At 59.9% G+C, this 26,126-nt stretch carries 36 protein-coding genes; 5 read left to right on the top strand and 31 right to left on the bottom strand.

What is annotated here, in order from left to right:
* The first annotated feature begins 9 nt into the window (after window positions 1-9).
* Window positions 10-792 (top strand): hypothetical protein, encoded by a 783-nt coding sequence (locus ACIGGE_RS11200; protein WP_397490383.1) that lies wholly within the window; start codon window positions 10-12, stop codon window positions 790-792.
* Window positions 793-859: 67 nt separating this feature from the next.
* Window positions 860-2,335, top strand: a complete 1,476-nt coding sequence (locus tag ACIGGE_RS11195; protein WP_397490382.1) for a DUF4403 family protein — start codon at window positions 860-862, stop codon at window positions 2,333-2,335.
* Window positions 2,336-2,342: 7 nt separating this feature from the next.
* Here ACIGGE_RS11195 and ACIGGE_RS11190 read toward each other — a convergent pair whose 3' ends face one another.
* A complete protein-coding gene (locus tag ACIGGE_RS11190) occupies window positions 2,343-4,025 on the bottom strand; it encodes a hypothetical protein (RefSeq protein ID WP_397490381.1) in 1,683 nt (560 codons plus the stop codon).
* A gap of 127 nt (window positions 4,026-4,152) precedes the next feature.
* Between ACIGGE_RS11190 and ACIGGE_RS11185 the strand changes: the two genes are divergently transcribed.
* The 3 genes from ACIGGE_RS11185 to ACIGGE_RS11175 are packed head-to-tail and all read left to right on the top strand — an operon-like array spanning window position 4,153 to window position 6,820.
* Window positions 4,153-5,487 carry an amidase family protein gene (locus tag ACIGGE_RS11185; protein WP_397490380.1) on the top strand — a complete coding sequence of 445 codons (1,335 nt, stop codon included), beginning with the start codon at window positions 4,153-4,155 and terminating at the stop codon, window positions 5,485-5,487.
* A gap of 14 nt (window positions 5,488-5,501) precedes the next feature.
* The gene (locus tag ACIGGE_RS11180) at window positions 5,502-6,203 is read left to right on the top strand and encodes a PepSY domain-containing protein (RefSeq protein ID WP_397490379.1); all 702 of its coding nucleotides are present in this window, start codon (window positions 5,502-5,504) and stop codon (window positions 6,201-6,203) included.
* Window positions 6,200-6,820 carry a trimeric intracellular cation channel family protein gene (locus ACIGGE_RS11175; protein ID WP_221597616.1) on the top strand — a complete coding sequence of 207 codons (621 nt, stop codon included), beginning with the start codon at window positions 6,200-6,202 and terminating at the stop codon, window positions 6,818-6,820. The genes ACIGGE_RS11180 and ACIGGE_RS11175 overlap by 4 nt, the downstream gene beginning before the upstream one ends.
* On the opposite strand, the gene ACIGGE_RS11170 is transcribed toward ACIGGE_RS11175, so the two are convergent.
* The 30 genes from ACIGGE_RS11170 to rplC all read right to left on the bottom strand — a co-directional run bounded on the left by ACIGGE_RS11170 (window position 6,817) and on the right by rplC (window position 25,897).
* The gene (locus ACIGGE_RS11170; RefSeq protein WP_397490378.1) at window positions 6,817-7,563 is read right to left on the bottom strand and encodes a hypothetical protein; all 747 of its coding nucleotides are present in this window, start codon (window positions 7,561-7,563) and stop codon (window positions 6,817-6,819) included. The two genes, ACIGGE_RS11175 and ACIGGE_RS11170, sit on opposite strands and share 4 nt — an antisense overlap.
* A 112-nt stretch (window positions 7,564-7,675) precedes the next feature.
* Window positions 7,676-8,263 carry a hypothetical protein gene (locus tag ACIGGE_RS11165; RefSeq protein ID WP_103023218.1) on the bottom strand — a complete coding sequence of 196 codons (588 nt, stop codon included), beginning with the start codon at window positions 8,261-8,263 and terminating at the stop codon, window positions 7,676-7,678.
* Between the two features lie 132 nt (window positions 8,264-8,395).
* Window positions 8,396-9,760, bottom strand: a complete 1,365-nt coding sequence (locus ACIGGE_RS11160; protein WP_397490377.1) for a serine hydrolase domain-containing protein — start codon at window positions 9,758-9,760, stop codon at window positions 8,396-8,398.
* Between the two features lie 94 nt (window positions 9,761-9,854).
* Complete coding sequence (rplQ, locus tag ACIGGE_RS11155) at window positions 9,855-10,274, bottom strand: 50S ribosomal protein L17 (RefSeq protein ID WP_103023216.1); 420 nt, start codon at window positions 10,272-10,274, stop codon at window positions 9,855-9,857.
* A 90-nt stretch (window positions 10,275-10,364) separates the two neighbouring features.
* Window positions 10,365-11,420, bottom strand: coding sequence for a DNA-directed RNA polymerase subunit alpha (locus ACIGGE_RS11150; RefSeq protein WP_103023215.1), 1,056 nt, complete (start codon window positions 11,418-11,420; stop codon window positions 10,365-10,367).
* 107 nt (window positions 11,421-11,527) lie between these two features.
* Entirely contained in the window at window positions 11,528-11,917 is a 390-nt protein-coding gene (rpsK, locus tag ACIGGE_RS11145; protein WP_006831904.1) for a 30S ribosomal protein S11, read from the bottom strand.
* A gap of 55 nt (window positions 11,918-11,972) precedes the next feature.
* Entirely contained in the window at window positions 11,973-12,341 is a 369-nt protein-coding gene (rpsM, locus tag ACIGGE_RS11140; protein WP_103023214.1) for a 30S ribosomal protein S13, read from the bottom strand.
* A 280-nt stretch (window positions 12,342-12,621) separates the two neighbouring features.
* Window positions 12,622-13,980 carry an NADP-specific glutamate dehydrogenase gene (gdhA, locus tag ACIGGE_RS11135; RefSeq protein WP_397490376.1) on the bottom strand — a complete coding sequence of 453 codons (1,359 nt, stop codon included), beginning with the start codon at window positions 13,978-13,980 and terminating at the stop codon, window positions 12,622-12,624.
* 274 nt (window positions 13,981-14,254) lie between these two features.
* A complete protein-coding gene (locus tag ACIGGE_RS11130; RefSeq protein WP_397490375.1) occupies window positions 14,255-14,902 on the bottom strand; it encodes an adenylate kinase in 648 nt (215 codons plus the stop codon).
* Between the two features lie 31 nt (window positions 14,903-14,933).
* On the bottom strand, window positions 14,934-16,298 hold the full coding sequence (secY, locus tag ACIGGE_RS11125) for a preprotein translocase subunit SecY (RefSeq protein WP_103023211.1): 1,365 nt from the start codon (window positions 16,296-16,298) through the stop codon (window positions 14,934-14,936).
* Window positions 16,299-16,404: 106 nt separating this feature from the next.
* Window positions 16,405-16,929 carry a 50S ribosomal protein L15 gene (gene rplO, locus ACIGGE_RS11120; protein ID WP_103023210.1) on the bottom strand — a complete coding sequence of 175 codons (525 nt, stop codon included), beginning with the start codon at window positions 16,927-16,929 and terminating at the stop codon, window positions 16,405-16,407.
* A gap of 94 nt (window positions 16,930-17,023) precedes the next feature.
* Window positions 17,024-17,212, bottom strand: a complete 189-nt coding sequence (gene rpmD / locus ACIGGE_RS11115) for a 50S ribosomal protein L30 (protein ID WP_103023209.1) — start codon at window positions 17,210-17,212, stop codon at window positions 17,024-17,026.
* Window positions 17,213-17,217: 5 nt separating this feature from the next.
* The gene (rpsE, locus tag ACIGGE_RS11110; RefSeq protein ID WP_375247061.1) at window positions 17,218-17,985 is read right to left on the bottom strand and encodes a 30S ribosomal protein S5; all 768 of its coding nucleotides are present in this window, start codon (window positions 17,983-17,985) and stop codon (window positions 17,218-17,220) included.
* 2 nt (window positions 17,986-17,987) lie between these two features.
* The gene (gene rplR, locus ACIGGE_RS11105) at window positions 17,988-18,332 is read right to left on the bottom strand and encodes a 50S ribosomal protein L18 (protein ID WP_103023207.1); all 345 of its coding nucleotides are present in this window, start codon (window positions 18,330-18,332) and stop codon (window positions 17,988-17,990) included.
* Between the two features lies 1 nt (window position 18,333).
* On the bottom strand, window positions 18,334-18,867 hold the full coding sequence (rplF, locus tag ACIGGE_RS11100; protein ID WP_103023206.1) for a 50S ribosomal protein L6: 534 nt from the start codon (window positions 18,865-18,867) through the stop codon (window positions 18,334-18,336).
* Window positions 18,867-19,262, bottom strand: coding sequence for a 30S ribosomal protein S8 (gene rpsH / locus ACIGGE_RS11095; protein WP_103023205.1), 396 nt, complete (start codon window positions 19,260-19,262; stop codon window positions 18,867-18,869). The genes rplF and rpsH overlap by 1 nt, the downstream gene beginning before the upstream one ends.
* An 11-nt stretch (window positions 19,263-19,273) precedes the next feature.
* Window positions 19,274-19,579, bottom strand: coding sequence for a 30S ribosomal protein S14 (rpsN, locus tag ACIGGE_RS11090; protein ID WP_103023204.1), 306 nt, complete (start codon window positions 19,577-19,579; stop codon window positions 19,274-19,276).
* Window positions 19,580-19,605: 26 nt separating this feature from the next.
* The gene (rplE, locus tag ACIGGE_RS11085) at window positions 19,606-20,184 is read right to left on the bottom strand and encodes a 50S ribosomal protein L5 (RefSeq protein WP_103023203.1); all 579 of its coding nucleotides are present in this window, start codon (window positions 20,182-20,184) and stop codon (window positions 19,606-19,608) included.
* On the bottom strand, window positions 20,177-20,497 hold the full coding sequence (gene rplX / locus ACIGGE_RS11080) for a 50S ribosomal protein L24 (RefSeq protein WP_103023202.1): 321 nt from the start codon (window positions 20,495-20,497) through the stop codon (window positions 20,177-20,179). Before rplX ends, rplE begins: the two co-directional genes overlap by 8 nt.
* Window positions 20,497-20,865 carry a 50S ribosomal protein L14 gene (gene rplN / locus ACIGGE_RS11075; protein WP_067464754.1) on the bottom strand — a complete coding sequence of 123 codons (369 nt, stop codon included), beginning with the start codon at window positions 20,863-20,865 and terminating at the stop codon, window positions 20,497-20,499. Before rplN ends, rplX begins: the two co-directional genes overlap by 1 nt.
* A gap of 65 nt (window positions 20,866-20,930) precedes the next feature.
* Window positions 20,931-21,221 (bottom strand): 30S ribosomal protein S17, encoded by a 291-nt coding sequence (gene rpsQ, locus ACIGGE_RS11070; RefSeq protein ID WP_067690112.1) that lies wholly within the window; start codon window positions 21,219-21,221, stop codon window positions 20,931-20,933.
* Window positions 21,222-21,231: 10 nt separating this feature from the next.
* Entirely contained in the window at window positions 21,232-21,441 is a 210-nt protein-coding gene (gene rpmC / locus ACIGGE_RS11065) for a 50S ribosomal protein L29 (RefSeq protein ID WP_067464826.1), read from the bottom strand.
* Window positions 21,441-21,875 carry a 50S ribosomal protein L16 gene (gene rplP, locus ACIGGE_RS11060; protein WP_103023201.1) on the bottom strand — a complete coding sequence of 145 codons (435 nt, stop codon included), beginning with the start codon at window positions 21,873-21,875 and terminating at the stop codon, window positions 21,441-21,443. The genes rpmC and rplP overlap by 1 nt, the downstream gene beginning before the upstream one ends.
* Window positions 21,876-21,896: 21 nt before the next feature.
* On the bottom strand, window positions 21,897-22,592 hold the full coding sequence (rpsC, locus tag ACIGGE_RS11055) for a 30S ribosomal protein S3 (RefSeq protein ID WP_397490374.1): 696 nt from the start codon (window positions 22,590-22,592) through the stop codon (window positions 21,897-21,899).
* A 1-nt stretch (window position 22,593) separates the two neighbouring features.
* Window positions 22,594-22,971, bottom strand: coding sequence for a 50S ribosomal protein L22 (gene rplV / locus ACIGGE_RS11050; protein ID WP_103023199.1), 378 nt, complete (start codon window positions 22,969-22,971; stop codon window positions 22,594-22,596).
* A complete protein-coding gene (rpsS, locus tag ACIGGE_RS11045; protein WP_067464762.1) occupies window positions 22,971-23,246 on the bottom strand; it encodes a 30S ribosomal protein S19 in 276 nt (91 codons plus the stop codon). Before rpsS ends, rplV begins: the two co-directional genes overlap by 1 nt.
* Window positions 23,247-23,252: 6 nt before the next feature.
* Window positions 23,253-24,089, bottom strand: coding sequence for a 50S ribosomal protein L2 (gene rplB / locus ACIGGE_RS11040; protein ID WP_196846409.1), 837 nt, complete (start codon window positions 24,087-24,089; stop codon window positions 23,253-23,255).
* Window positions 24,090-24,102: 13 nt separating this feature from the next.
* On the bottom strand, window positions 24,103-24,411 hold the full coding sequence (locus ACIGGE_RS11035; RefSeq protein WP_103023197.1) for a 50S ribosomal protein L23: 309 nt from the start codon (window positions 24,409-24,411) through the stop codon (window positions 24,103-24,105).
* Window positions 24,404-25,027 carry a 50S ribosomal protein L4 gene (gene rplD / locus ACIGGE_RS11030; protein ID WP_103023196.1) on the bottom strand — a complete coding sequence of 208 codons (624 nt, stop codon included), beginning with the start codon at window positions 25,025-25,027 and terminating at the stop codon, window positions 24,404-24,406. The genes ACIGGE_RS11035 and rplD overlap by 8 nt, the downstream gene beginning before the upstream one ends.
* Before the next feature lie 3 nt (window positions 25,028-25,030).
* Window positions 25,031-25,897, bottom strand: coding sequence for a 50S ribosomal protein L3 (rplC, locus tag ACIGGE_RS11025; RefSeq protein WP_103023195.1), 867 nt, complete (start codon window positions 25,895-25,897; stop codon window positions 25,031-25,033).
* Window positions 25,898-26,126: the final 229 nt, after the last annotated feature.

The raw sequence follows: 26,126 nt of genomic DNA, 5'->3' as shown, positions 1-26,126 counted from the left end.
TCTGCGCGAGTGTCGACAATTCCGGCACTCGCCATACCCGCGCTCGTCGGGCTGACATATCTGCTGCTTGCTGGTGCTCCAAGGAGCTACCTTCTCGTCAACGCGACAGCTCTGTTGCTGTCGATCGCGCTGATGGCTTTCGGCAAGCCGCGCGTGCAACGCCAGCATCGGCTGCCGATCCTTGTCGCACTGGTCGTACTGTTATTCGTCCCCCTGTTCACCGGCGTGGCGATCAATGGCATCGCGCGCTGGCTGCCGATCGGCCCGGTGCTGCTCCATGCCGGGCTGCTTGTTCTGCCCGCCATCAGTGTTCTGGCCGCAGAAAGTAAGGGGCCCGGCAGGATAGCATTGGTCGCGGCGTTGGTGGCGGTCTTCCTCCAGCCCGATGCCGGCACTGGGCTGGCCGTAACAGGTGCCGCAATCGGGCTCTATGTGGCGCGGCCCCACTGGGCGACAGGCTGCATCGCATTTGCAGCCTTCCTCGCCAGCCTGTCCATGCTGGTCCGCGGCGAACTCCCCGCCCAGCCGTACGTTGAACGTATTCTGGTCGACGCTGCTCAGGTTTCGCTGTGGTTGGCAGTCGGCATTCTGGTCGCCCTGCTGGGCACGGTCGCGCTGCTCGCCGGGCTGCGCAGCGGAACGGTCAGCCAGCGCTTCGCCCTTGCCGGATCGTTTGCCGGTTTCTCCATCGCTGCTCTTGTATCGAACTATCCCTTCCCGCTCGTCGGCTACGGTGCCTCGGCTATCCTCGGATATGGATTGGCATTGTTCCTCATGGGATCGTCCCGATAAACTTTCCGCTTGCCGATACCCCATCCATGCCGCAGATTTGCGCAACAGGGCATCGGGGCGATCGAGCATGAAAATCAGGCACTTGGCGATCGCCGCAAGCTGTAGCGCAATGGCGCTGGTCGGCTGCAGCCGGGAGCCGGATTTCGAGCCGCCTCCGCGCGCTACGGACACGATCGACATCGAACCTCGAAGTTCGCTCGTCGCAGTACCCGTAACTGCCGATCTGACCGCGCTCGAAACGCAGATGTCGAAAGAGATACCGCGAACCTTGTGGACCATAGACCGCAAGGACCAGACCTGCGCCGCATCGAAAAAGGTCAAGGTGGCCTTCGTCAAGCTCAAGACGCCCACCATCAAATGCGACATCGTGGGCACTGTGACACGCGGACGCGTTACGATCGACGGTCGCGGACGCGACATCATCCTCACGATGCCGATCCATGCCGAAATCAAGGCGCAGGATATTGCCGGTATCCTCAAACAGGAAACCGCAACGGGAGATGCCAGGGTGCGCGTCGTCGCCCGGCTTTCGATCGACAGCCAATGGAACCCGCAGGGCAAAGTCGACATCCAGTACGACTGGACCGACGAACCCCACGTCGACTTCCTTGGACAGCGTATCGAGTTCACCAGTGACGCGGACGCCAAACTGAACCCCCTGATCGCGCGCCTGGAACGCAATTTGCCGCAGGAACTGGCGAAGCTGGGTCTGCGGGAAGATATCGAACGCCTATGGGGCGAAGCCTTCACATCCCTTCAGCTTAACGAGACGAACCCGCCGGTCTGGATGCGGATCGTGCCCGAACAACTCTATTACGGCGGCTACACGCTGCGCGGCAAACGCATGGAGTTGCGACTGGGCATGAAGGCGGTGACCGAGACCTTCGTCGGCAAGCGTCAGCCAGACCCAAAGCGCAAACCCTTGCCGCCACTTGCAAAGCTCGAAGATCAGCCTGGCAAGATGCAGTTCTTCATTCCCGTCATCGCCGATTACAAACAACTCGAACCGGTGGTAGCCAAAGCTTTGATCAAAAGGTCCGCGCGGCCATTCGAAGTGCCCGGGATCGGGCCGGTCAACGCAAGGTTCGGACAGGTCGTTGCCTATGGCACTACCGGAAACCGCATTGCGCTGGGCCTGACTTTCAAGGCAGCCCGAGCCGACGAAAAGTTCGGCGATGCGACGGGCCAGGTTTGGCTGACCGCCCTCCCCGTCAACGAGCCGGGCTCTCGCAAGGTCAGTTTTTCCAACCTCGAAATTACCGGCGATACCGATCGCGACACCACCGATTTCCTGTTGCAGATCGCCAATTCGCCCGGGTTCTCACAAACCATTGCGACTGCTCTGACGCAGAATTTCGAAGAAGATTACGATGAATTGATGGCCAAGATCGCCAATGCCATCGATACCAAGCGCGAAGGCGATGTCGTTATTCGTGCCCAAATCGACGAGGTGAAGACCGGACGCCTGAAGGCGGCGGGACAGGGCCTGTATCTACCAGTCTGGGGGACGGGCACCGCATCGGTGATCCTCGCCCCCCGTTGACGGCTATCTAAACTTCGCTCGGGTAGATCGGTTGAATATCGACTGGAATATCTCTCATTGCTGCGAAGCGTCCGCGCGCCCAATCGTCTAGCTTGGCATAACGAGCGAAGAACGCCTTGGTCCCTTCGTAATCGCCATTCGCCTGCAGCATCAGCTGGTCATGCAAAAGGTCGCGCAGACCGGCTTCCATTTTCGCATAGTCGACGATGTAGCGGTTGGCAGCGACATCCCAGGTGAACGCACCCTTTTGCTTGAGATACCCATATTGCAACGCTGCACCCTTGCCGTGCGCCTCATCGATCCCGAAGCGCATCGCGCGGAAAATACCGGCGAAATAGCTGGCATAAAGTTGCTGCTTCTCGGCAGCGGGGATTTCGCCCTTCTCCATCATGAAGAGAATGTTCCAGACGCCCATGACGTCCGCCTTGCTCTCTTCCAGCGCCGAATACTGTTCCTTCAATTCCTCGTTCACCGTCGTCTGGCGGCCATCCTTGGTAATCGTACCGGGCCCGAGGCTGTGGGACAGTTCATGGAACAGCGTCTCCAGTTCCATGTACTTCTTCGCGACCAGTGCGGCCTGATCCTGCTTCAGCACGACATCGCCGATAGGATCCAGAATGCGTTCGTATTTCGCGCCGAGTACGTTGGCGAGAATGACCTTCTTGGCACCTTTGGCTTCGCGCACCCGCTCGTCATTGGGAAGGTTGAAAGCGATGGTTTGCACGCCTGGTACATTGTCGCCCCCACCGTGGATCTGATCGGCCACTGCGATGGGGCTTTCGAAGCCGCGCTGGAAATTCTTGTAGCGATCCTCGATCGGAAGGTTGCCTTCCATATCGCGCAGGTAATTCTTGTACTTCGCCAAAGCGGCGCTCTCTTCGGGATTGCGCAGCGTGACGAAGCTTTCGAAGGCGGTTTTCGTACCGTACAGCCGGTCGGTATAGACTTCGTAAGGTCCGATCGCGACTTCGATCGGCGTGTCGGCCAAGTCCATCCACGCCATTTCGCTTTCGTAATAGTCGTCGGACAGGAAGCTGGCGGCACGCAATGTCAGGAATTTCTTGAGGCTCGGGTTGCTCGTACGCTGGGCGGCCTGTTCCAAGAGTTTGGCAGCAGGTTCTAGCCACTCGCGATATTCCACCGAATAAGGGACAGCGACCAGCCCATCGCCCTCGCGCTTCACCACGGTGTACGGGGCCAGCAATTCGTCTTTCTGTGCAGGATGAGCCGTCAGATAGGCATCGAATTCTTCACGGGTCAGATCGGTGGGATAGAAGCCGGCCCCTTCGGGCAGCGGCTCTGTGCCCCAGAAGGGATGAAACTCGTCGAGATCGTCCCAAGCGCCGTAATACCGGTCGAACATGGTCAACAGCAGATCTCGATCGGCACGGCGGCTGCGCGAGATGGCTTGGCGAACCTGCGGGTTGGCGGCGAAGCGCTGGCGCAGATAAATCTCGTCCATATAGCCGCTGGCCTGGATCAGCAGATTGACGACGTCGCGTTCTTCCGCAGTCAGGTAAGACGTGTCCGGTGCCATCTCGATGACGGCCAGCTTCGCGTACTGGGCCTGGAGATCGTAACCATCGGACGCGGCAGCGGGGGGTGCATCGGTAGACATGACCGGAGCATCATTGGCAACAGGGGTGCAGGCTGCGCTGGCGAGCAGTAGGGGAAGAATGGCGCGACGCATGATCGGTCCTCCAGAATTATCTTTATGACATCAGCGCAACGTCATGCGGCGGCCATGTGTCCCGCGCAAGTGCGCGATTGACCGCGGGGTCGGCTTATCCGACATTGCCGACCCAAGAGGAGACATCATGGCTTATCCGACGCTGACCGACAATCCCGGTGCTATCGAACTTGCAGAAGCGATGCGCCGGGGCGAGATGTCCCCGCTCGACGCGGTGGAGGCGGCCATCGCGAGGATCGAGCGTCTGGATGCGCACATCAACGCCGTGGTGGTGACAGATTTCGACCGGGCGCGGGATCGGGCCAAGGCGATGACGGATGATCGTTCGGCGCGTGCACGCCCCTTGTTCGGCGTTCCCATGACGATCAAGGAAAGCTTCGATATCGAAGGGCTTCCCACCAGCTGGGGTCATGAGGCCTATGCCGACAGCATGGCATCTCGCGATTCCAGAGTGGTCAGCCAGTTGAAGGCTGCGGGCGCCATCTTCCTGGGCAAGACAAATGTGCCGCCCGATCTGGCCGACTGGCAATCGAATAACCCGGTCTATGGCCGTACCAACAACCCCCATGACCATGAGCGCTCGCCAGGCGGGTCCTCGGGTGGTTCGGCTGCGGCCGTCGCAAGCGGCATGGTCCCTTGTGAATATGGCACCGACATCGGCGGATCGGTGCGCGTTCCTGCCCATTTCTGCGGAGTTTGGGGTCACAAGACGAGCTGGGGTCTCATCTCAAAACAGGGACACGATCACCCTTCCATGAGCGGCGGTGATGCCCATGATGGTGCGCTGTCCATCGCTGGGCCGCTTGCCCGCAACGCTGCCGATCTTCGCCTGCTGTTGCAACTGACACAAACCGTTCCGCTGCGGAGGATGGAGAAGACGCTGCGGGACTGCCGGATTCTCCTCCTCACCGAACACCCGTCCTGCCCAACCGACATTTCGGTGCAGGCTCCGATCGAAGCGGCGGCAGCAACACTGGGAAGGGCCGGGGTAACCATCGACCGCAAAAGCGAACTGCTCCCCGATCTGGCGCGACAACAGACGGAATATATGCGGATGCTCAATGTAGCCATGGCTCGCGGCATGCCAGGACCCAACGGTGAGCGGGCCAGCGCGACAGATTGGTTCGACATGCTTGATGCGCAAACCCGCAACGAGAACGCCTGGCATACCCTATTCGATAATTACGATTTCGTCCTTGCCCCGCCTGCACCTGTTCTCGCTGTCCCGCACCGCGATGGCCGCGTCTTCGATGGGACTATGACCATAAACGGAGCGGAACAGCCTGGGGGAGCGGCGCTGTGCTGGGCCGGGCTGGCGACTTATCCGAACCTTCCCGCCACCGTTCTTCCTGTGGGCGAAAGCGGGGGCCTACCTTGCGGACTGCAGGTCATATCGCGCAGGTGGGCCGACCTCGATTGCATCGCCGCAGCAGAAGCCATCGGCACAATCATCCACGGTTAGGGAGCCTTCGCAAGATGGGACAGCAGCGCGCGATGAAGCGCTTGGCCAAATTGCACATCTGGCTCGGATGGCTGGTGGGGGCGCCCATTCTGATGTGGACGATTACCGGCCTCGTCATGGTGGCGAAACCCATAGAGGAAGTCCGCGGCAACCATCTGCGCAAACATGTTCCAGAACGCGCCCTGCCCGCCGATACGCAAATTGCCGTGTCGCTGCCGGCTGAAAGTACACGTCCGGTACGATCGGTAACCACGCAGGTGGAACGTGGCGAACCCACCACCCGCATCACCTACATGGACGGCAAGACCGCCCGCTTCCGGCCCGACGGCAGTCCTATGGGTCCGTTGTCTGAAGTCGAGGCTCGCCTGATTGTGGCCGACGGCATCGACGGTGGTGACCAAGTTGCCAGCACGGCCCGTTTCGAAGCGGAAGCGGTGCCGCTCGATTTCCGTCGTGCCATGCCGGTTTGGCAAGTCGTCCTGAATGACGGGACGCACGTTTACGTCGGAACGGAAACTGGGCAGATAGAAGCGGTCCGGACGAAATGGTGGCGTACCTTCGACTTCATGTGGGGGTTGCACATCATGGACTTGCAAACGCGCGAGGACACGCATCATCTGATCCTGATACTCTTCGCCATCCTGTCGGTAATCGGATCGCTGTTCGGCTGCGTGCTGCTGTTTCGACGCCGAAAATCGCGTATGGTTGCATCGTGAATTCCGAAGTTCTTACCCCCCTGCTCGACTGGCTGGATCTTGCCGGTGTGGCCATCTTTGCTCTTACCGGCGCTTTGGTAGCGGCGAAGGAGAGGCAAACCTTCGTTACGCTCGCCTTCTTTGCCCTGATCACCGGCGTTGGCGGCGGCACGGTCCGTGATCTTCTGATCGGGGCACCGGTATTCTGGATTCATGATGCTTGGGTGGCGGCGATCTGTCTGGCGATGGCGCTGTTCGCCTGGTTTACGCCTACCCGCTGGTGGGAGGGGCGGTTCCTCTCGGTTGCGGACGGACTTGGCCTGTCTGCCTATGCAGTTCTCGGGTCCGCCAAAGCACTGGAATATGGTTTACCGCCCACCCCTGCCATACTGATGGGAGTTATAACCGGCTGTGTGGGCGGCATCATTCGCGACGTCATAGCTGGCCGACCATCGATCCTCATGCGGCCGGAACTGTACGTAACGGCCGCCGCCCTTTCAGCCACCACCAATGTGCTTGGCGATCTGGTGGGCCTGGTGCGCGAGTGGGTCTGGGTGGGTGCGACGGCCGCCGGATATGGCCTGCGGCTCGCTGCAATCAGATGGAACCTGGCCCTGCCTGCCTACGGAAGGGATTAATTTCCCGCGCCCTGATAGCCGTCACCGTATTCGATATCGGCTGCGCCGTACGACTGGTCCTCTTCACCCGGCAACGGCCCACCGGGATAGGCTGGCACGGCGTTTTCAGTGCGTGCTCGTGCGGCAGCGTAGTAATCATCGCTATACTGCCGGTCGTCGATACCATTGTTGGCGTCGTAGCCATATCCGCCATCGGGATAGCCATTTCCGTAGGTGGCACCGCCGCGACCGTAGTCGATCGCATCGATCCGCCCGTTTTCGCCGATCGCACAGCTGAAGCTCTGCCCATCATACATTGAACCGGTCACGCTCCACCCACGCGCGTTGCGATTGACCGCATCGACGGTTTGAATACGCGCATTACGCTCGATCTCGTCCACACAGATACTCACCGCACGGTCCAGCCCGCGGGTGTCGTCATAACGATAATCGCCGCGCTGAGGATCAGGATAGCGTGGATTTCGATCACGCGAACTACTTGCAGCACTCGCCACTGCGGCAATTCCGCCGAGGATCAAAACGCCTGCAATCACATCGCCGGCGTCCACGCCGCGATGGCGGCGGTGCCTGTAGCGCCGGTATTGATCGGCCGTGTCGTCGCCTGGTGCCCAAGCCGGGCTGATGGCCTGTGCAACGTGCACCGGTCCGACCTGCGGCAGTTCGGCCGCTTGGGCGGGCATGGCCGTCATTGATACGACGGCCAGAAACGCTGGTACGACAGAAATGGATTTAATGGACGGCATGTCCGATACCCCTTCGGCGCGCCCCACCTAAACGCGCAATTGCTGATGATGCGTAGTTAGGCGGTTCAGGCTAAACGATGCCTGAACCGCCCATAGTGGTATGTTTCGTGAATTACCGCAGCCCGCGGATGCCGCTGAAGTCGAGATCGGCAACGCGTCCGCGTTCTATCCGGCAGGTGAAATTGCCACTGTCACGGTCATTCCAGCGCTGATAGCGATTGTTCCGGTCACGATAGCCATAACGGTCATAACGCCCACCGGCATAACTGCCATCGACGACCATCCGGCCCTTCACCTTCCAGCCATATCGAGTGTCATCGACATCGCGGATTTCCGTAACCTGGGCATGACGATAACCGTAGCGCCGGGCATCGTTTCTCGCAGCGTTGACACAGCGCTCTACAGCAGCACGCGGGTTACCTCTGCTTGCATAAGCGTTGCGACGGTAGTCGTTGCCATTGTTGTAATATCGGCCGTCGCGATAATAGCGGTCGCCCCGATAATAGTCGCGGTCCCTGCTGGCGGCGCTGGCGACCGCTGCAATACCGCCGATGATGACGGCACCGGCAATCACTTCGCCGACGGAAATGCCATCGTCGTGGCCGCGAGCCTGCGCGGGGGTCGCCCCTGCGAGTGCCATGGCACCCACGGCTGCCGTTGCGATCCCACCCTTCGCGAACGTCTTTGCAAATGTTTTCATCTCGAGGTCCTCCTCATTGGGCCGCGGCGGGACTGCCTCGGCTGTAAAAGAGGTTCTAGACGATTCGCAGTGAGGTCCGGCTGAACTCTAGCGACAGTCACCGTTCAGGAATTGCCGCACTTTTCTGAATACCTAATTTTGAAGAGAAACAAGAACATCGCGGGTGAAGGCTGCGATATCGAACCGCGCACCGGGCGGATCCTCTCCCCTTCTCACGATCACCGTGTTCATGCTCGGCACGATGACGACGAACTGCCCGCGATTGCCCAAGGCCGCAAACGTATCGGCCGGAACGCCCTCGGAATTGTTGAGCAACCAGAACCCTGCACCATAGCCGAAGGGGCCATCGGGCTGCGGACCGGAGGGAGTAGATACGTAATCAATCCAGCCTTCGGGCAGGATGCGGGTGCCGTTCCGCATTCCATCGTCGAGATAAAGCTGGCCAAAGCGGGCAAGGTCGGCGGAACTGGTCCAGACCTGGCTGGAAAGGATATAGTCACCCTGCCAATCGGTCTCAGCCACGGTGGAATGCATGCCGAGGGTTTCGAACAGTCCGGCCGGCGGATGCTTTTCGAACGTTTCCTCGATCGCTTTGACTGCAGCCAGCGTGTCGTTGTTGGCGTAACGATAGATCGTGCCCGGCGGATTGAGCAGCGGCCAATCGAGCGCCACCTCGCCCACGGTCGCGCCGCCAAAGTAAAGCGGATCGGTGCGGTTGCCCGGCGTGTCCGAATAGCGGCCCGAGGCCATTCGGAGCAGATGGTCGATAGTTATCGCCCGCCGCGGGTCGCTATCGTCGAGCCCGAGCCCGGCAGAAGCTGCGACATCCGCTTCGCCGCGCTGGACCGCCGCACCGATCAGCGTGGCCGCGAGGCTCTTGGCGACCGACCAGGTGCGCTGCGGCAAATCCGCGTCGTATCCCTGGGCATAGGCTTCCCCACGGGTGCGATCGTCCTGCCGGACCATCACCGCCGTTGTCCGGGTCCCCTCGCCGTAGGTTTCTCTCAGAGCCGCCTCGGCCGCGCGCATGGTGGCGGGCGCGATAGCGTCGCGAAGCGGATAGACATTGGGATCGCCGACCCTGTCGATTAGCGTCGAGCGGACAGCCTCGCTATCGGGTAGAGCGGCACCGATCGGAAGCAGCGCACAGCCTTTTCCCTGGCGATAAGCAGCGACGCGCGGCGACATGTCGTCGGCCCATGGCACCACTACATAATCGAGCCCGCCATCGCTCCCGCGCGCGATACTATGCGTAAGTTCCGGCATGATCGCATTGAGCGGCTCCTGAATGCCGGACAGTTCGTAATCGTTCACCGAAGATTCGCTGCGCCGCAGATGCGCCGCATCACCACTCAGCGCGCTGCACAGGAATAGCGCCTTGTACCCGGCGGCCAGAGCACGATCGTAGCGGGCGTCGAGTTCGTCCTGCGTCGTCGACTGGGCGGCAAGTGGGGTGGCGGCGAGAAGTGCGGTTGCTGCAAGGGCATGTCTGATCATCCCCGCCTTTTGGCACGGCTGAAGGCGCGTGCAAAACAAAAGGGCCGGGAAGTTTCCCTCCCGGCCCCGCTTGTCTCTTATTTCGAAGTGCGCCTTACGCGTCTTCGAACTCTTCTTCGCTTTCAACCGGACCCGAATCCTGGCCCTTTGCGTCTTCGTCGCGCTCGACGAATTCGATCACAGCCATCTGGGCGGCGTCGCTGCCGCGATAGCCAGCCTTGATGATGCGGGTGTAACCGCCTTCACGATCCGAATAGCGTTCCGCCAGAACGTCGAACAGCTTCTTGAGCTGCGTTTCGTCCTGCAGGCGGCTCATTGCAAGACGGCGGTTCGAAAGGCCGCCACGCTTTGCCAGCGTGATCAACTTCTCGATGTAGGGACGCATTTCCTTCGCCTTGGGCAGCGTGGTCATGATCTGCTCGTGCTTGATCAGAGCGGCCGCCATGTTGCGGAACATCGCATTACGGTGGCCAGTCTTGCGCTGGAGCTTGCGGCCGGAAATCTTGTGACGCATTTCAGTTCTTCCTTCGTTCGTAGGGGGCCCGTTCTAGGTAGCCCGATACGGGCCGGATTGAGGGGTCCGGCCCATGCCCCACGCGAGGTGTCAGCCCAGCAGCTCTTGTTCGAGCTTCTTGGCCATTTCCTCGATGTTTTCTGGCGGCCAGCCAGGGATGTCCATGCCGAGGCGCAGACCCATCGACGAGAGCACTTCCTTGATCTCGTTGAGCGACTTGCGGCCGAAGTTCGGCGTACGGAGCATCTCGGCTTCGGTTTTCTGAACCAGGTCGCCGATATAGATGATATTGTCGTTCTTGAGGCAGTTTGCCGAACGGACCGACAGTTCCAGCTCGTCGACCTTCTTGAGAAGGTAACGATTAAGCTGGTTGGTGTCGCTTTCCTGAGGTTCGGCTGCCTGACCGATCATCGCCGAAGTCGGCTGCGGGATGCCGTCTTCGAAGTGGACGAACAGCGTCAACTGGTCCTGAAGAATGCGCGCAGCATATGCCACTGCATCTTCCGGAGTGACTGTGCCGTCGGTTTCGATCGTCAGCGAAAGCTTGTCGTAATCGAGTTCCTGCCCGACGCGGGCGTTCTCGACCTTGTAGCTCACCTGGCGAACCGGCGAATACAGGCTGTCGACAGGTATTAGACCGATCGGCGCGTCCACGGGACGGTTCATCACGGCAGGGCGGTAACCCTTACCGGTGTCTGCCGTCAGTTCCATGTTGAGGGTCGCACCTTCGTCGAGGTGACAGATCACGAGATCCTTGTTCATCACCTCGATATCGCCGGAAACAGCGATGTCGCCGGCTTTGACTTCGCCGGGGCCGGTTGCGGAAAGCTGAAGGCGCTTCATGCCCTCGCCTTCCATCTTCAGCGCGATCTGCTTCACGTTGAGGACGATGTCGGTAACGTCTTCGCGCACGCCAGCGAGCGAGCTGAATTCGTGAAGGACGTTCTCGATCTTGATCGAGGTGATCGCAGCGCCCTGAAGCGAGCTGAGAAGCACGCGGCGCAGCGCATTGCCGAGCGTTAGGCCGAAGCCACGTTCGAGCGGTTCGGCCACGAAGGTAACCTTGCGGGCCTTGTCGCCGGTATCCTTGATGTCAAGGACGCTGGGTTTCTTGAGTTCCTGCCAGTTCTTAATATTGACGGACATGAAAATCCCCTGGTTCGGATGCGGGCAGGACCGGCGCTCTTCGATAGAGCGTCCGGTCCGTGAGGGTGTGTCGGCGGCCCGCTAGCGAGCCGCCAGGCAGGTACGGATCAGACGCGACGACGCTTGGACGGGCGAACCCCGTTATGCGGGATCGGCGTCACGTCGCGGATCGACGTGATGGTGAAACCGACTGCAGCGAGACCGCGCAGCGCACTTTCACGACCCGAGCCCGGGCCCTTCACTTCGACTTCCAGCGTGCGCACACCATGCTCGGCAGCCTTGCGGCCCGCGTCGTCGGCGGCGACCTGGGCAGCATAGGGAGTCGACTTGCGGCTACCCTTGAAGCCCATCATGCCTGCGCTGGACCAGCTAATCGCGTTGCCCTGCGCATCTGTGATGGTGATCATGGTGTTGTTGAAGCTGGCGTTGATATGCGCAACGCCGCTCGAAATGTTCTTTTTGTCGCGGCGCCTAACGCGGCCGGGTTCGCGTGCCATGGTTATTCTTCCTTACATTCTCTCAAGAAGGGAAAAGCGCTGGGTTACCCCAGGCTTACTTCTTCTTGCCGGCGATCGGCTTGGCCTTGCCCTTACGGGTACGGGCGTTGGTGTGAGTGCGCTGGCCACGAACGGGCAGACCGGCACGGTGACGCAAGCCACGGAAGGACTTGAGGTCCATGAGCCGCTTGATGTTCATCGCGGTTTCACGACGCAGATCGCCTTCGACAGTGAAGTCCGCATCGATCGTTTCACGAACGCGAAGAACTTCCTCGTCGGAAAGATCCTGAACCCGGCGCGAGTGATCAATGCCAAGCTTGTCGGCGATTTCGACGGCCTTTGAACGGCCGATACCGTGAATATAGGTGAGCGCGATAATAACGCGCTTGTTGGTGGGGATATTTACCCCGGCAATACGAGCCACTTACTTCTCCATGCTCCACAGGGACGGCTCATGCCGCAGCCCCATCTCATCGCTAAACACACCGACATCGACGGGTCTTGCCTGAAACAAAAGTCCGGATGGCGCACGAATAGCTACCGCCTGCCGGACACACCGCAATGTCGAATGAAACGCGCGCTTAGGAGGATTCGCCAACAGCGTCAAGCATCCTGCGCGCACGTGACGACAAGGCCGCCGATATGGGCGGCCCGCCTGATAGTTCAACCCTTTTAGCCAATCCCATCGGCACGGTCAAAGTTTCTTACACCACTCCGAACGCGAGCATGGCGTCTGCGACCTTCTTGAAGCCGGCGATATTCGCCCCGCGGACATAATCGACATATCCGTCCGCTTCACCGAATTCGACGCATTTTTCGTGGATGCCGTCCATCAGTTCGGCCAGTTCTTCGCCCAGACGCTCGTGGTTCCAGCTGACCCGTTCGGAGTTCTGGCTCATCTCGAGGCCGGAGACCGCGACACCACCAGCGTTTGCAGCCTTGCCAGGACCGTACATGATCTTCGCGTCGTGAAATGCCTTCACTCCTTCTAGCGTGGTCGGCATATTGGCTCCCTCGGAAACGGCGATACATCCGTTCTTCAACAGCAACTTTGCAGCGCTTTCATCCAGCTCGTTCTGGGTGGCGCACGGCAGGGCCACGTCGCACTCGACGCTCCATGGCTGCTCATCCTCATGATAGGTCGCTTCGGGATATTCGTCCGCATATTCGCTGATACGTCCGCGCCTCTCGTTCTTAAGGCGCTTAACCCAATCGATTTTTTCCTGATCAAGGCCGTCGGGGTCGTAGATAAAGCCGCCGCTGTCCGATAACGTCAGGACCTTCCCGCCCAGTTGAACGAGCTTTTCCGCGGCGTGGATTGCGACATTCCCCGCGCCGGATATGACCGCCGTCTTCCCCTCGATCTCCTGATCAGCATGGGAAAGCATATTGCGCAGGAAATATACCGCGCCATACCCGGTCGCCTCCGGTCGCATTTGCGAGCCGCCATACTCGGTGGCTTTACCAGTCAGCACACCCTCCCACCGATTGGTGATCCGCTTATATTGGCCGAACATGTAACCGATCTCGCGCGAACCGACGCCGATATCACCCGCCGGCACATCGACATCAGGGCCGATGTGGCGATGCAACTCGGTCATGAAACTCTGGCAAAAGCGCATGACCTCATGATCGCTTTTCCCTTTCGGATTGAAATTCGATCCGCCCTTACCCCCGCCCAGAGGCAGGCCGGTGAGAGAATTCTTGAAGGTCTGCTCGAAAGCCAGAAACTTGAGCACACTTTCGTTTACGCTCGAATGAAAGCGGATCCCACCCTTGTATGGTCCGATGGCGTTGTTGTTCTGCACTCGCCAGCCACGCTCGACGCGGACATTCTGATCGTCATCCTCCCAGCAGACCCTGAAGCTTACGATGCGATCGGGTTCCGCGATCCTGCGCAGGATCTGCGCCTCATGATACTCTTCCTTGTCCTCGATGAAACTGTAGACGTCCTGCGCGACCTCCTGGACTGCCTGAACGAACTCTTCCTGCCCTGGATTGCGCTTCTTCACGCCTTCCATGAACGTATCCAGATCAACATGCCGGTCGTAAACGGACGCCAATTGCATCTCCCATCTTGTGCAAACAGGATCACGTGAACTCGTGATCCCGAACACACTCAACGGGTACACTCAGTTAGGTTTCCCCGCTCTCCGGGCCATGCAGAGCTGAAAGGCTAACCCGGAGGAGGGGATCGCGCTGTTCGGAGGTTATGGCGTACGGGTTAATTTTGCGCCCCGCGCAAGCAGCGAGCTAAACACGGCGCCCATCATGGCTCGTTCGCCATTTCAGGCGAGAAGCTGCGTAATAATGTGAAGTGAGGTCCGCCCCCGCGGATTAGCGGGACAAAATCGAGTCTATGGCGTGCGTGACGTCTTCAATCGACGCCATCCCATCGACACGGCTTACAATTCCACGAGCTTCATATCCGGGCAGTATCGGTGCTGTCTTGCCACGGTATTCCTGCATGCGCGTGCGTACGGTCTCTTCATTGTCATCCGGGCGACGCTTGAATTCCGTCGAGCCACATTTGTCGCAAACACCTTCCTTCACGGGAAGATGGAAGACGTCGTGATAGCCCGCGCCGCAATTGGCACAGGTGTAACGCCCGGTGATCCGCTCCACGAGAGCGTCTTCATTGACCTCCAACTCGATCACATGATCCAGCTGACGATTATGCTTCGCGAGAATGTCATCCAGTTGTTCGGCCTGCGCTGCCGTGCGCGGGTAACCATCGAAAATGGCACCCATCTCCGGGCCCATCTCGCCAAGTTTGGCGTCGATCATTGCGGATACGATCTCATCCGATACCAATCCGCCGGAATCCATGATGTCGGACACCTTGCGACCAAGTTCGCTATCGGCCTTGCGGGTTTCGCGGAGCATGTCCCCAGTCGACAGCTGGCGCATTCCATGATGCTCCACCAATCGCTGTGCCTGTGTTCCCTTACCCGCGCCCGGGGGCCCAAGGAGGATGATATCCATTGCGTAAAGTCCCCTTCGCGCCTGACGTGCCTTAGCGCAGGCGTCCCTTCAACTTCGCTTTCTTGATCAGATCGCCATACTGGTGAGCCAGTAGATGCGACTGGATCTGGCTGATCGTATCGACCGTCACGTTCACGACAATCAGCAGACTGGTACCGCCGAGGAACAGCGGAACGCCGGTCTGTGCGATCATGTATTCCGGCAGGACACAGACGATCGTCAGGTAGATCGCCCCAATGACCGTGATACGCGTCAGAACGTAATCGAGATATTCTTCAGTCCGCTTGCCGGGACGAATGCCAGGGATGAACCCGCCGTTCTTCTTCAGATTGTCAGCCGTCTCTTCCGGATTGAACACAATCGCGGTGTAGAAGAAGCAGAAGAAGATGATACCGAGCGCATATAGCGTCATATAAAGTGGCTGGCCGTGCTGCAGATACTGCAACACCGACTGCAGAAAGCCGCCAGCTGCACTGTCGGTATCGACCGAATTACCGGCAAACTGGGTGATCGTCAGCGGCAGCAGCAAAAGCGAACTGGCAAAAATCGGAGGAATGACGCCCGCGGTGTTGAGTTTGAGCGGCAGATGCGAACGATCAGCCTGCATCATGCCGCGCTGCGTTGCCCGCTTCGGATACTGGATGAGCAGACGGCGCTGCGCACGCTCCATAAAGCAAATCCCGAGGATCAGGATTACAACCATGGCGATCAGACCGACGATGATGCCCGTAGCGATCGAGCCTTCGGAATATCCCGAACCAAGGTTTGAGACAAAAGTCGGGAACTGCGCCACGATCCCTGCCATGATTATCAGCGATACGCCGTTACCAATCCCGCGACTGGTAATCTGTTCGCCCAGCCACAGCAGGAACATCGTTCCGCCGACCAGGCTGATGACTGCCCCGATACGGAACATAACGCCCGGATCGACCACTGCCTGCATGCCGCTCTGCGCACCGAAGCTTTCCAGACCGGAGGCTAGAAACCAGCCCTGGATGGCACAAAGAAACACCGTTCCGTACCGAGTGTACTGGTTGAGCTTCTGCCGTCCGACGGTGCCCTCCTTCTTGAGGGCCGCAAGCGATGGATGCAATGCAGCAGCGAGCTGCACGACGATCGACGCCGTAATATAGGGCATGACGCCAAGCGCGATGAGGCTCATGCGCTCCAGGCTACCACCCGAAAATGTATTGAAGAGGTCGAGAATCCCGCCGCGCGTCTGATCGTAGAGATCGCTCAGGATCAGCGGGTTCACGCCAGGCAGCGGAACGAAGCTGAGGAAGCGGAAGACGATCAAAGCACCGATCGTGAACCAGATGCGGTTCTTGAGTTCGGTGGCCTTGGAAAAATTGGCGAGGCTCATATTGCTCGCGATGTTGTCGGCGCGTGATGCCATGGGAATCTGTTCAATCCTGAATTGGCGCCGGTCCCTCCCGGCACAGGAAGGCTAGATAGGGAACGGGGGGCGGAATGTCGAACCCCGCCCCCCGAATTTTTCCCGCTTACTTTGCCTTCTTCGCCTTGTTGGCTTCGGCGCGAGCAGCCTTCTTTTCATGTTCGGGCTTGTCTGCCGCAATCACTTCGACCTTGCCGCCAGCCTTTTCGACTGCCTCGATTGCACCCTTGGATGCACCGGCAACCTTGAAGCTGACCTTGGCCTTGAGCTCACCCTTACCAAGGAGGCGAACGCCATCCTTGCCGCCGCGAGCCAGGCCGGCCGCGCGAAGCGTCTCATGGTCGAGCACGGCCTTCTCATCGAGCTTCTTCGCGTCGATGAACTTCTGGACCATGCCGATGTTCACTTCTGCGTAGTCCTTGCCGAACGGGTTGTTGAACCCGCGCTTCGGCAGGCGCATGTGAAGCGGCATCTGGCCGCCTTCGAAGCCCTTGATGGCAACACCCGAACGGGCTTTCTGGCCCTTCTGGCCACGGCCACCGGTCTTGCCCTTACCCGAACCGATACCACGGCCCACACGGATGCGGACCTTGCGTGCGCCGGAATTGTCACGGATCTCATTAAGTTTCATAGTGCACTCGCTTTCGCTTTTGTTCGCGCTGTAAAAATGGAAACGGCCCGCTATCGCAGCAGGCCGCTCCCGTCAAATTGTTAAACCTGGTCGATCAGTCGACCACGGTCACCAGATGCGGGATCTTTGCAATTGCGCCACGCACCTCGGGGGTGTCCTGGCGTTCCACGATCTTGTGCATCTTGTTCAGCCCGAGACCGATGAGGATCTTGCGCTGGCTTTCAGGACGGCGGATCGGCGAACCGACCTGCTTGATCTTGATGGTGTTCTTCTTGTCAGCCATCGAACTTACTCCGCGATAGCGGCAGCATCGGCTTCAGCCTCTGCCTCCGAAGCGCCACCACGGCCAAGAAGGTCTGCAACCTTCTTGCCGCGACGCTGCGCGACCGACTTCGGCGAAGTCTGGTCCTGCAAGGCGTCGAAAGTGGCGCGGATCATGTTATAGGGGTTCGAGGTGCCGACCGACTTGGTCACCACGTCGGCAACGCCGAGGCTTTCGAACACGGCGCGCATCGGACCACCGGCGATGATACCGGTACCTGCAGGTGCCGTACGCACGGTGACCTTGCCGGCGCCGAAGTGACCCTTGCCGTCGTGATGAAGGGTCCGACCCTCCTTCAGAGCGACACGGATCATCTTCTTGCGGGCAGCGGCAGTCGCCTTGCTGATTGCTTCGGGTACTTCGCGAGCCTTGCCCTTGCCGAAGCCGACGCGGCCCTGGCCATCACCCACAACGACGAGTGCAGCGAAACCGAAGCGCTTACCGCCCTTCACCGTCTTGCTGACGCGGTTGATGTGGACGAGCTTCTCGATGATGCCGTCGTCTTCTTCCTCGCGCTGGCGGCGATCGTCGCGACGACCACGACCACGGCCCCGGCCGCCTTCGCGATTGCCACCACGGCCGCGGCCCTGGCGAGGCTGACCTTCGTCGCCCTGAGCGGCAGACTGATTGTCAGCGGCTTCGGACGGCGTATCGGCAACAGCCGGCTGCTCGTTGGTTACCGCGTTCTGCGTTTCCGCCGTCACGGTTTCTTCGTTCTTGTTTTCGTCAGCCATCATCAGAACTCCAGCCCGCCTTCACGGGCGGCGTCGGCCAGCGCCTTGACGCGGCCATGGAACAGGAAGCCGCCGCGATCGAACACGACAGTGGTCACGCCGGCCTTTTTGGCCGCAGCGGCAATGTCGCTGCCAACCTTCTTGGCGGCATCGACATTTGCACCCGAGCCCTTCACGCCGAGCGTCGAAGCAGCGGCAACGGTCTTGCCGGCAGCATCGTCGATGATCTGCGCGTAAATGTGCTGGCCGGTGCGGTGCACCGACAGGCGGGGCTTGCCACCCGACACGTTGCGAAGCGCGGTGCGGACGCGACGGCGGCGGCGTTCAAAGAGAGAGAGCTTTGCCATCTTACTTCTTCTTCCCTTCCTTGCGGAAGATATACTCGCCGCGGTACTTGATGCCCTTGCCCTTGTAAGGTTCGGGCTTGCGCCAGCGGCGCACCTCGGCGGCAAACTGGCCAACGGCCTGTTTGTCGATACCGGAAATCTCCACGGTGGTCTGGTCCGGCGTTTTCACTTCAAGACCTTCGGGCACATCGAGATCGACATCGTGCGAATAGCCGAGCTGAAGCTTGAGCTTCTTGCCCTGCGCCTGTGCACGATAACCGACACCGGTGATTTCCAACACCTTGGTGAAACCTTCGGTGACGCCTTCGACCAGGTTAGAAACCAGCGTACGCTGCATTCCCCAGTGGTTACGGGCGGCGCGAGTATCGTTGGCAGGCTTGACCGAAATCTCGCCATCTTCCAGCTTGTACTCGATCAGGTCGGACAGTCCCAATGCCAAGGTGCCCTTTGGCCCCTTCACATTAAGCGTGTCACCGTCGATATTGGCAGTGACCCCGCTTGGGATCGCTACCGGCCTTTTACCGATGCGGCTCATCAGAAGACCTCCGCCAGCACTTCGCCACCGACGTTTTCGGTGCGCGCTTCGGCGTCCGAAAGCACGCCCTTCGGCGTCGAGACGATGGTGATGCCGAGACCGTTACGTACAATCGGGAGTTCTTTCGAACCCGAATAGACGCGACGGCCAGGCTTGGAAACACGAGCGACATGCTTGATTGCAGGTTCGCCTTCGAAATACTTCAGTTCGATCCGCAGCGCTGGGTGCTTGCCCGAAGAGTCTTCGCTGTAGCCACGGATGTAGCCTTCGCGCTGAAGCACTTCGAGAACGTTTGCACGCAGCTTGCTGGCGGGCGAAAGGACGCTGTCCTTCTTCGCACGCTGGCCGTTGCGGATGCGGGTGAGCATATCACCCAGGGGATCGGTCATAGCCATCTGTCTTTACCTCACCAGCTCGACTTGGTCAGGCCCGGTATCAGGCCCTTGTTGCCGAGGTCACGCAGTTCGATGCGGTTGAGGCCGAACTTGCGGTAATAGCCGCGCGGGCGGCCGGTGGTGGAGCAGCGGTTACGCACCCGGGTCGGGTTAGCGTTGCGCGGCAGTTCAGCCATCTTGAGGCGTGCGATAAGACGCTCGCCTTCATCGAGGCTTTCATCGTTCGCGATAGCTTTCAGCTTCGCGTACTTGTCCGCATACTGCTTGACGAGCTTCTTACGACGCTCGTTCTTGTTGATCGAACTCAGTTTCGCCATTGGACTTAAGTTCCTCTACTAGCGGCTCACGCCGCCTCCTTCTCTTCCGACTTTTCAGTCGGGAACGGGAAGCCGAACAGCTTCAGAAGCTCGCGAGCTTCGTCGTCGGTTTTCGCCGTTGTGGTTACAATGATGTCCATCCCCCGGACCTTGTCGATCTGGTCGTAGCTGATCTCGGGAAAGATGATCTGTTCTTTCAGGCCCATGGCGTAGTTGCCACGGCCGTCGAACGACTTGGTGTTGAGGCCACGGAAGTCGCGGATACGTGGCATGGCCACGGTCACGAGACGATCCATGAACTCGTACATGCGTTCGCGACGCAAGGTAACCTTGCACCCGATCGGCATGCCTTCACGCAGTTTGAACTGCGCGATGGATTTCTTGGCCTTCGTGATTACCGGCTTCTGCCCGGCAATCAGAGCCATTTCTTCGGCTGCAGTCTGAACCTTCTTCTTGTCTTGGCTGGCTTCGCCCACACCCATGTTGAGTGTGATCTTTTCCAGCTTGGGAACTTCAAGGCGGTTCTTGTAGCCAAACTTCTCGGTCATCGCCTTGACGATTTCGTCGTCGTAGCGCTGCTTCATGCGAGGCGTGTAATCAGCCATCGATGGTCTCCCCGGATTTCACGGCAACGCGCACCTTCTTGCCGTCCTTCTCTTCGAAACGGACGCGGGTGGGCTTGCCATCCTTCGGATCGGCCAGCGCAACCTTGCTGAGAGCCATCGGCGCTTCAAAGCGATCGATGCCACCCTGCGGGTTCTGCTGGGTCGGCTTGCGGTGACGCGCTGCGACGTTGACGCCTTCTACGACGACCTTGCCGTCCTTGGGCATGACCTTCGCGACGGTTCCGGTCTTGCCCTTGTCCTTGCCGGACAGAACGACGACGCTGTCACCCTTCTTGATCTTAGCGGCAGCCATTACAGCACCTCCGGAGCAAGCGAGATGATCTTCATGAACCCGCGACCGCGAAGTTCGCGAACCACCGGGCCAAAGATACGGGTACCGATCGGCTCTTCGCTCTTGTTCACGAGCACCGCGGCATTGCTGTCGAAGCGGATCACGCTGCCATCGGGGCGGCGTACGTCCTTCTTCGTGCGCACGATGACAGCGCGATGGACATCGCCCTTCTTCACCTTGGTGCGCGGTTGAGCTTCCTTCACGGAAACCACGATCACGTCGCCAACGGAGGCAGTCCGGCGCTTAGAGCCACCCAGCACCTTGATGCACTGGACGCGCTTTGCGCCGCTGTTGTCCGCGACGTCGAGATTGGATTGCATCTGGATCATCGATCCGTTTCCTTCTCAATGGCTTGCCGGGACGAGTGCCCGGCAGTTCCTACGTCAAACTTGCTTCAGTTACCTGCGGCTTCGACTTCGAGGTCAGCCTCGACAGCCTGCGTGCCGCCTGCGGTAACACGATCGATCACCTGCCAGGTCTTGGTCTTGGAGATCGGCTTGGTTTCTTCGATGCGCACGACGTCGCCGAGCGTGAACTCGTTCTTCTCGTCATGAGCATGGTACTTCTTCGAGCGGCGAATGATCTTCCCGTAGAGGGGATGCTTCACCTTGCGCTCAACGAGCACGGTAACGGTCTTGTCGGTCTTGTCGGAGGTGACGGTCCCGATCAGGATACGCTTGGGCATGGTCTACTCCTTAAGCCTTCGCTTCAGCCGAGCGCGAACGCTCGCTCTGCAGCGTCTTGATCTTGGCGATCGTGCGGCGAACCTCGCGGATGCGGGCCGGAGCCTCGAGCTGGTTCGTTGCCGCCTGGAAGCGGAGGTTGAACTGCTCGCGCTTCAGCGTGGTCAGCTCTTCAGCCAGCTGGTCGTCCGACTTCTGGCGCAGGTCTTCAGTCTTGGCCATCATTCGCCTCCGAGGTGCGATGCGTCACCCAGACGGGCAACTACCTTGGTCTTGATCGGCAGCTTCATAGCTGCGCGCTCGAACGCTTCAGCGGCCAGCGGACCGGCAACGCCGTCCAGCTCGAACAGGATACGGCCCGGCTTCACGCGAGCGGCCCAGTATTCGATCGAACCCTTGCCCTTACCCTGACGGACTTCGGCAGGCTTCTTGGACACCGGCACATCGGGGAAGACGCGGATCCAGAGACGGCCCTGACGCTTGATGTGGCGGGTGATCGCACGACGCGCAGCTTCGATCTGACGCGCGGTGATCCGTTCCGGTTCCATCGCCTTCAGGCCATAGGACCCGAAGTTCAGCGTGGTGCCGCCCTTGGCGTTGCCATGGATCTTGCCCTTGAACGCCTTGCGGTATTTGGTTTTCTTCGGTTGCAGCATGGTTCTTTCCTAATCCTGCAATCAGCGAGCCGGACGGACGCCAGAGGTCTGGGCTTCCATCATGAGGCGATCCTGAGCGGTCGGGTCATGCGCCATGATCTCACCCTTGAAGATCCAGCACTTGATGCCGATGATCCCGTAGGCGGTCAGCGCTTCGGCTTCCGCATAGTCGATGTTGGCGCGCAGGGTGTGAAGCGGCACACGGCCTTCACGATACCATTCGATACGCGCGATTTCAGCGCCGCCGAGACGGCCGCCGCAGGTGATCTTGATCCCTTCGGCGCCCAGACGCAGTGCCGACTGAACGGCACGCTTCATTGCACGGCGGAAAGCCACGCGGCGGATAAGCTGGTCGGCGATGCCTTGGGCGACGAGCTTGGCGTCGATTTCCGGCTTGCGGATTTCAACGATGTTCAGCTTCACTTCGCTTGCGGTCATCTTCGACAGCTTCGCACGCAGCTTCTCGATGTCCGCGCCCTTCTTGCCGATGATGACACCGGGACGAGCGGCATAGATCGAAATGCGGCACAGCTTGGCCGGACGTTCGATCACGACCTTCGAGATGGCTGCCTGCGGCAGGCTCATCACGATGTACTTGCGGATCTCGACATCTTCGCTGAGCAGCTTGGCATAGTCGCGCCCTTCGGCGTACCAGCGGCTGTCCCAGGTGCGGTTGATCTGCAGGCGCAGACCGATCGGGTTGCTCTTATGGCCCATCTTACGCCTCTTCCTGCTCGCGGACGACGATGCGAAGGCGGCTGAACGGCTTCAGGATGCGCGTCGACTTGCCGCGTCCACGGGTGTGGAAACGCTTCATCGTGATCGACTTGCCTACCGAAGCCTCGGCAACGACCAGCGCGTCGACATCGAGGTTGTGGTTGTTTTCCGCATTGGCGATCGCCGAAGCGAGAACCTTGCTGGCGTCACGCGCCATCGCCTTCTTGGAGAAAGCGAGGATGTTCATGGCCTCTTCGGCCTTCTTGCCGCGGATCAGACCGGCAACGAGGTTGAGCTTCTGCGCCGAACCACGGATGGTGGTTCCGACGGCCAGCGCCTCGTTTTCGGCAACGCGACGGGGTGCCTTCTGCTTGCTCATCAGCGCTTACCCTTCTTGTCGGCAGCATGACCCGGGAAAGTACGCGTCGGTGCGAACTCGCCGAGTTTGTGGCCGACCATCTCTTCCGAAACGGAGACCGGGATGAACTTGTGACCGTTGTAGACGTTGAACGTCAAACCAACGAACTGCGGCAGGATGGTGGAACGGCGCGACCAAGTCTTGATCGGCTTGGCGCCACCGGCGTCCTGGGCGGTCTCTGCCTTCTTTAGAAGGCTGAGCTCGACGAACGGACCTTTCCAGACGGAACGAGCCATGTCGGATTACCTCTTCTTCTTCGCGTGGCGCGAACGGATGATCATCTTGTCCGTCTGCTTGTTCTTGCGGGTACGGGCGCCCTTGGTCGGCTTGCCCCACGGAGTGACCGGATGACGGCCACCGCTCGTGCGGCCTTCACCACCACCGTGCGGGTGATCGACCGGGTTCTTGGCGACACCGCGGGTCAGCGGCTTGATGCCCATCCAGCGACGACGTCCGGCCTTGCCCAGGTTCTGGTTCTGGTTGTCCGGGTTCGAAACGGCACCGACAGTCCCCATGCAGTCGGCGCGCAAATAACGCTGCTCGCCGCTGTTGAGACGCACGATGACCATGCCGCGATCGCGACCGACCAGCTGGACATACGAACCAGCAGCACGAGCGATCTGACCGCCCTTGCCAGGCTTCATTTCCACATTGTGGCAGATCGTGCCGACCGGCATCTGACCGAGCAGCATGGCGTTGCCAGGCTTCGTGTCGCACTTTTCGCCAGCCACGACCTTGTCGCCGACAGCAAGACGCTGCGGAGCAAGGATGTAAGCCAGTTCACCGTCCGTGTACTTGACCAGGGCGATGAACGCGGTGCGGTTCGGGTCATACTCGAGCCGCTCGACCGTGCCTTCGACGTCCCACTTGCGACGCTTGAAGTCAACGTAACGGTACTTCTGCTTGTGACCGCCAGCCATGCCGCGCGAGGTGACGTGGCCCTTGTTGTTGCGGCCACCGGTCTTGCGCTTGCCTTCGACGAGCGACTTGACCGGCTTGCCCTTGTAGAGGCCCGACTTGTCGACGAGGATCAGGCCACGACGGCCCGGGCTCGTAGGTTTATAGTTCTTGAGTGCCATGTCTTATCTGCCCTCAGATACCGCTGGTGACGTCGATTGAATCGCCGTCCTTCAGGGTGACCACAGCCTTCTTCTGGTCGACACGCTTGTAAGCCTTGCCCTTCCAGCGCTTGGTCTTGCCCTTCATGTTGATGGTGTTCACGCCCATCACGCTAACACCGAAGATCGCTTCGACCGCTTCCTTGATCTGCGGCTTCGTGGCGGTGTTGGCGACCTTGAAGACGACTGCGTTATGCTCGGAAGCAAGCGTAGCCTTCTCGGTGATGTGCGGTGCGAGCACGACGTCGTAGTGACGTGCTTCAACTTCCTGCTTCTTAGCCATTGAAACGGGCCTCCAGCTTTTCGACCGCGTCCTTGGTGAGGACCAGCGTGTCGTGCTTCAGGATGTCGTAGACGTTGGCACCCATCGCCGGCATCACATTGACGCCCGGGATGTTGCGAGCAGCCTTGCTGAAACCGTCATTGACGCTTTCGCCGTCGATCACGAGGACCTTGCCGCTCCAGCCATTCTGGCCGAACGTAGCAACAAGCGCCTTGGTCTTGGCATCTTTCAGCTCGAGGCTGTCGACGATCACGAGCCCGTCCTTGGCCTTCGTCGACAGAGCCATCTTGAGACCGAGTGCACGAACCTTCTTGTTCAGCGACTGCTCGAAGTCACGCTTGCGCGCACCGTGAGCCTTACCGCCGCCGATGAAGATCGGAGCGCCGCGATCGCCATGACGAGCCGTGCCGCCGCCCTTCTGGCGACCCCACTTCTTGCCGGTGCGAGCAACGTCCGAGCGTTCGCGGGTCGGGCGAGCCGTACCACGGCGATTTTCGAGCTGCCAGGTGACAACGCGATGCAGGATGTCTGCGCGCGGTTCGACACCGAACACGTCATCGTTCAGTTCGATGTCGCCCGACGCCTTGCCGTCGATTTTCTGGACCTTCACCTTCACGGATCAGCCCTCCTTGTTTTCGTCCGAGCCGGCATCGGCTTCGGGCGTATCGGTGGTGGTTTCGGTGTCGACACCAGCTTCCTGCTCTTTCAGCAGCTTTTCCTGCTGTTCGGCGGAAACCTCCGTGCTGACTTCATGCTCTGCAGCGTTCTCGACGAGACCGGCATCAGCTTCCTGATGTTCGAATTCGTCGCGGTTGCGATACATCACACCCGGGAACGGCAGCTCTGCATGATCGATCTTGACCGCGTCCTTAACCAGCAGCCATCCATTCTTCGCACCCGGGACCGAGCCCTTGACGAAGAGAAGACCGCGGTCAGCGTCGGTACGAACGATTTCGAGGTTCTGCTGGGTGCGTTGACGGTCGCCCATATGGCCGGCCATCTTCTTGCCCTTGAACACGCGGCCCGGATCCTGGCGGTTACCCGTCGAACCGTGCGAACGGTGCGAGAGCGACACACCGTGGGTAGCGCGCAGACCACCGAAGCCCCAACGCTTCATGGCACCTGCAAAACCCTTACCCTGGGTATGACCGGTGATGTCGACCTTCTGGCCAGCAATGAAGTGCTCGGCCGAAATGCGGGCACCGACGGGAAGCAGCGCTTCTTCGGTGTCGACGCGAAATTCGGCGACCTTCATCTTCAGCGGAACCTGAGCCTTGGCGAAAGCTTCGCGCTGCGGCTTGTTCACATTCTTTTGCTTGGCCTCGCCCGAACCGACCTGGACCGCGAAGTAACCATCGCGATCGGCAGTGCGGTGAGCAGTGACCTGGCAGTTTTCCAGCGCAAGAACGGTAACCGGCACATGCCGACCGTCCTCCTGGAAGAGGCGGGTCATCCCGACTTTCTTTGCGATAACGCCAGTGCGCATCGTAAAACTCCTAAACAGAGGCACCGCGGCCCATCCGAGGTGCTTGCCAGCCCGTTTCATGATACGTCGCCCCGTCCGGGCTGAGTGCCACCACAGCATATTGCCTAGGTAGCGAGACGGAGGACGCAGACCCGATCTAATTCCTTCTGGAACAGACCGGCGGTATCCCGATGTCTTGCCGGACCTTCCGGACCGGCGGGGCTATCGAGCGCCCCTGAACTTCCCTGCC

The organism is Qipengyuania sp. NPDC077410 (genome assembly GCF_044543405.1).
GTDB lineage: Bacteria > Pseudomonadota > Alphaproteobacteria > Sphingomonadales > Sphingomonadaceae > Qipengyuania > Qipengyuania pacifica.
The sequence above is the reverse complement of the archived record's forward strand: the minus strand, read 5'-3'. Positions and strand labels throughout refer to the sequence as shown.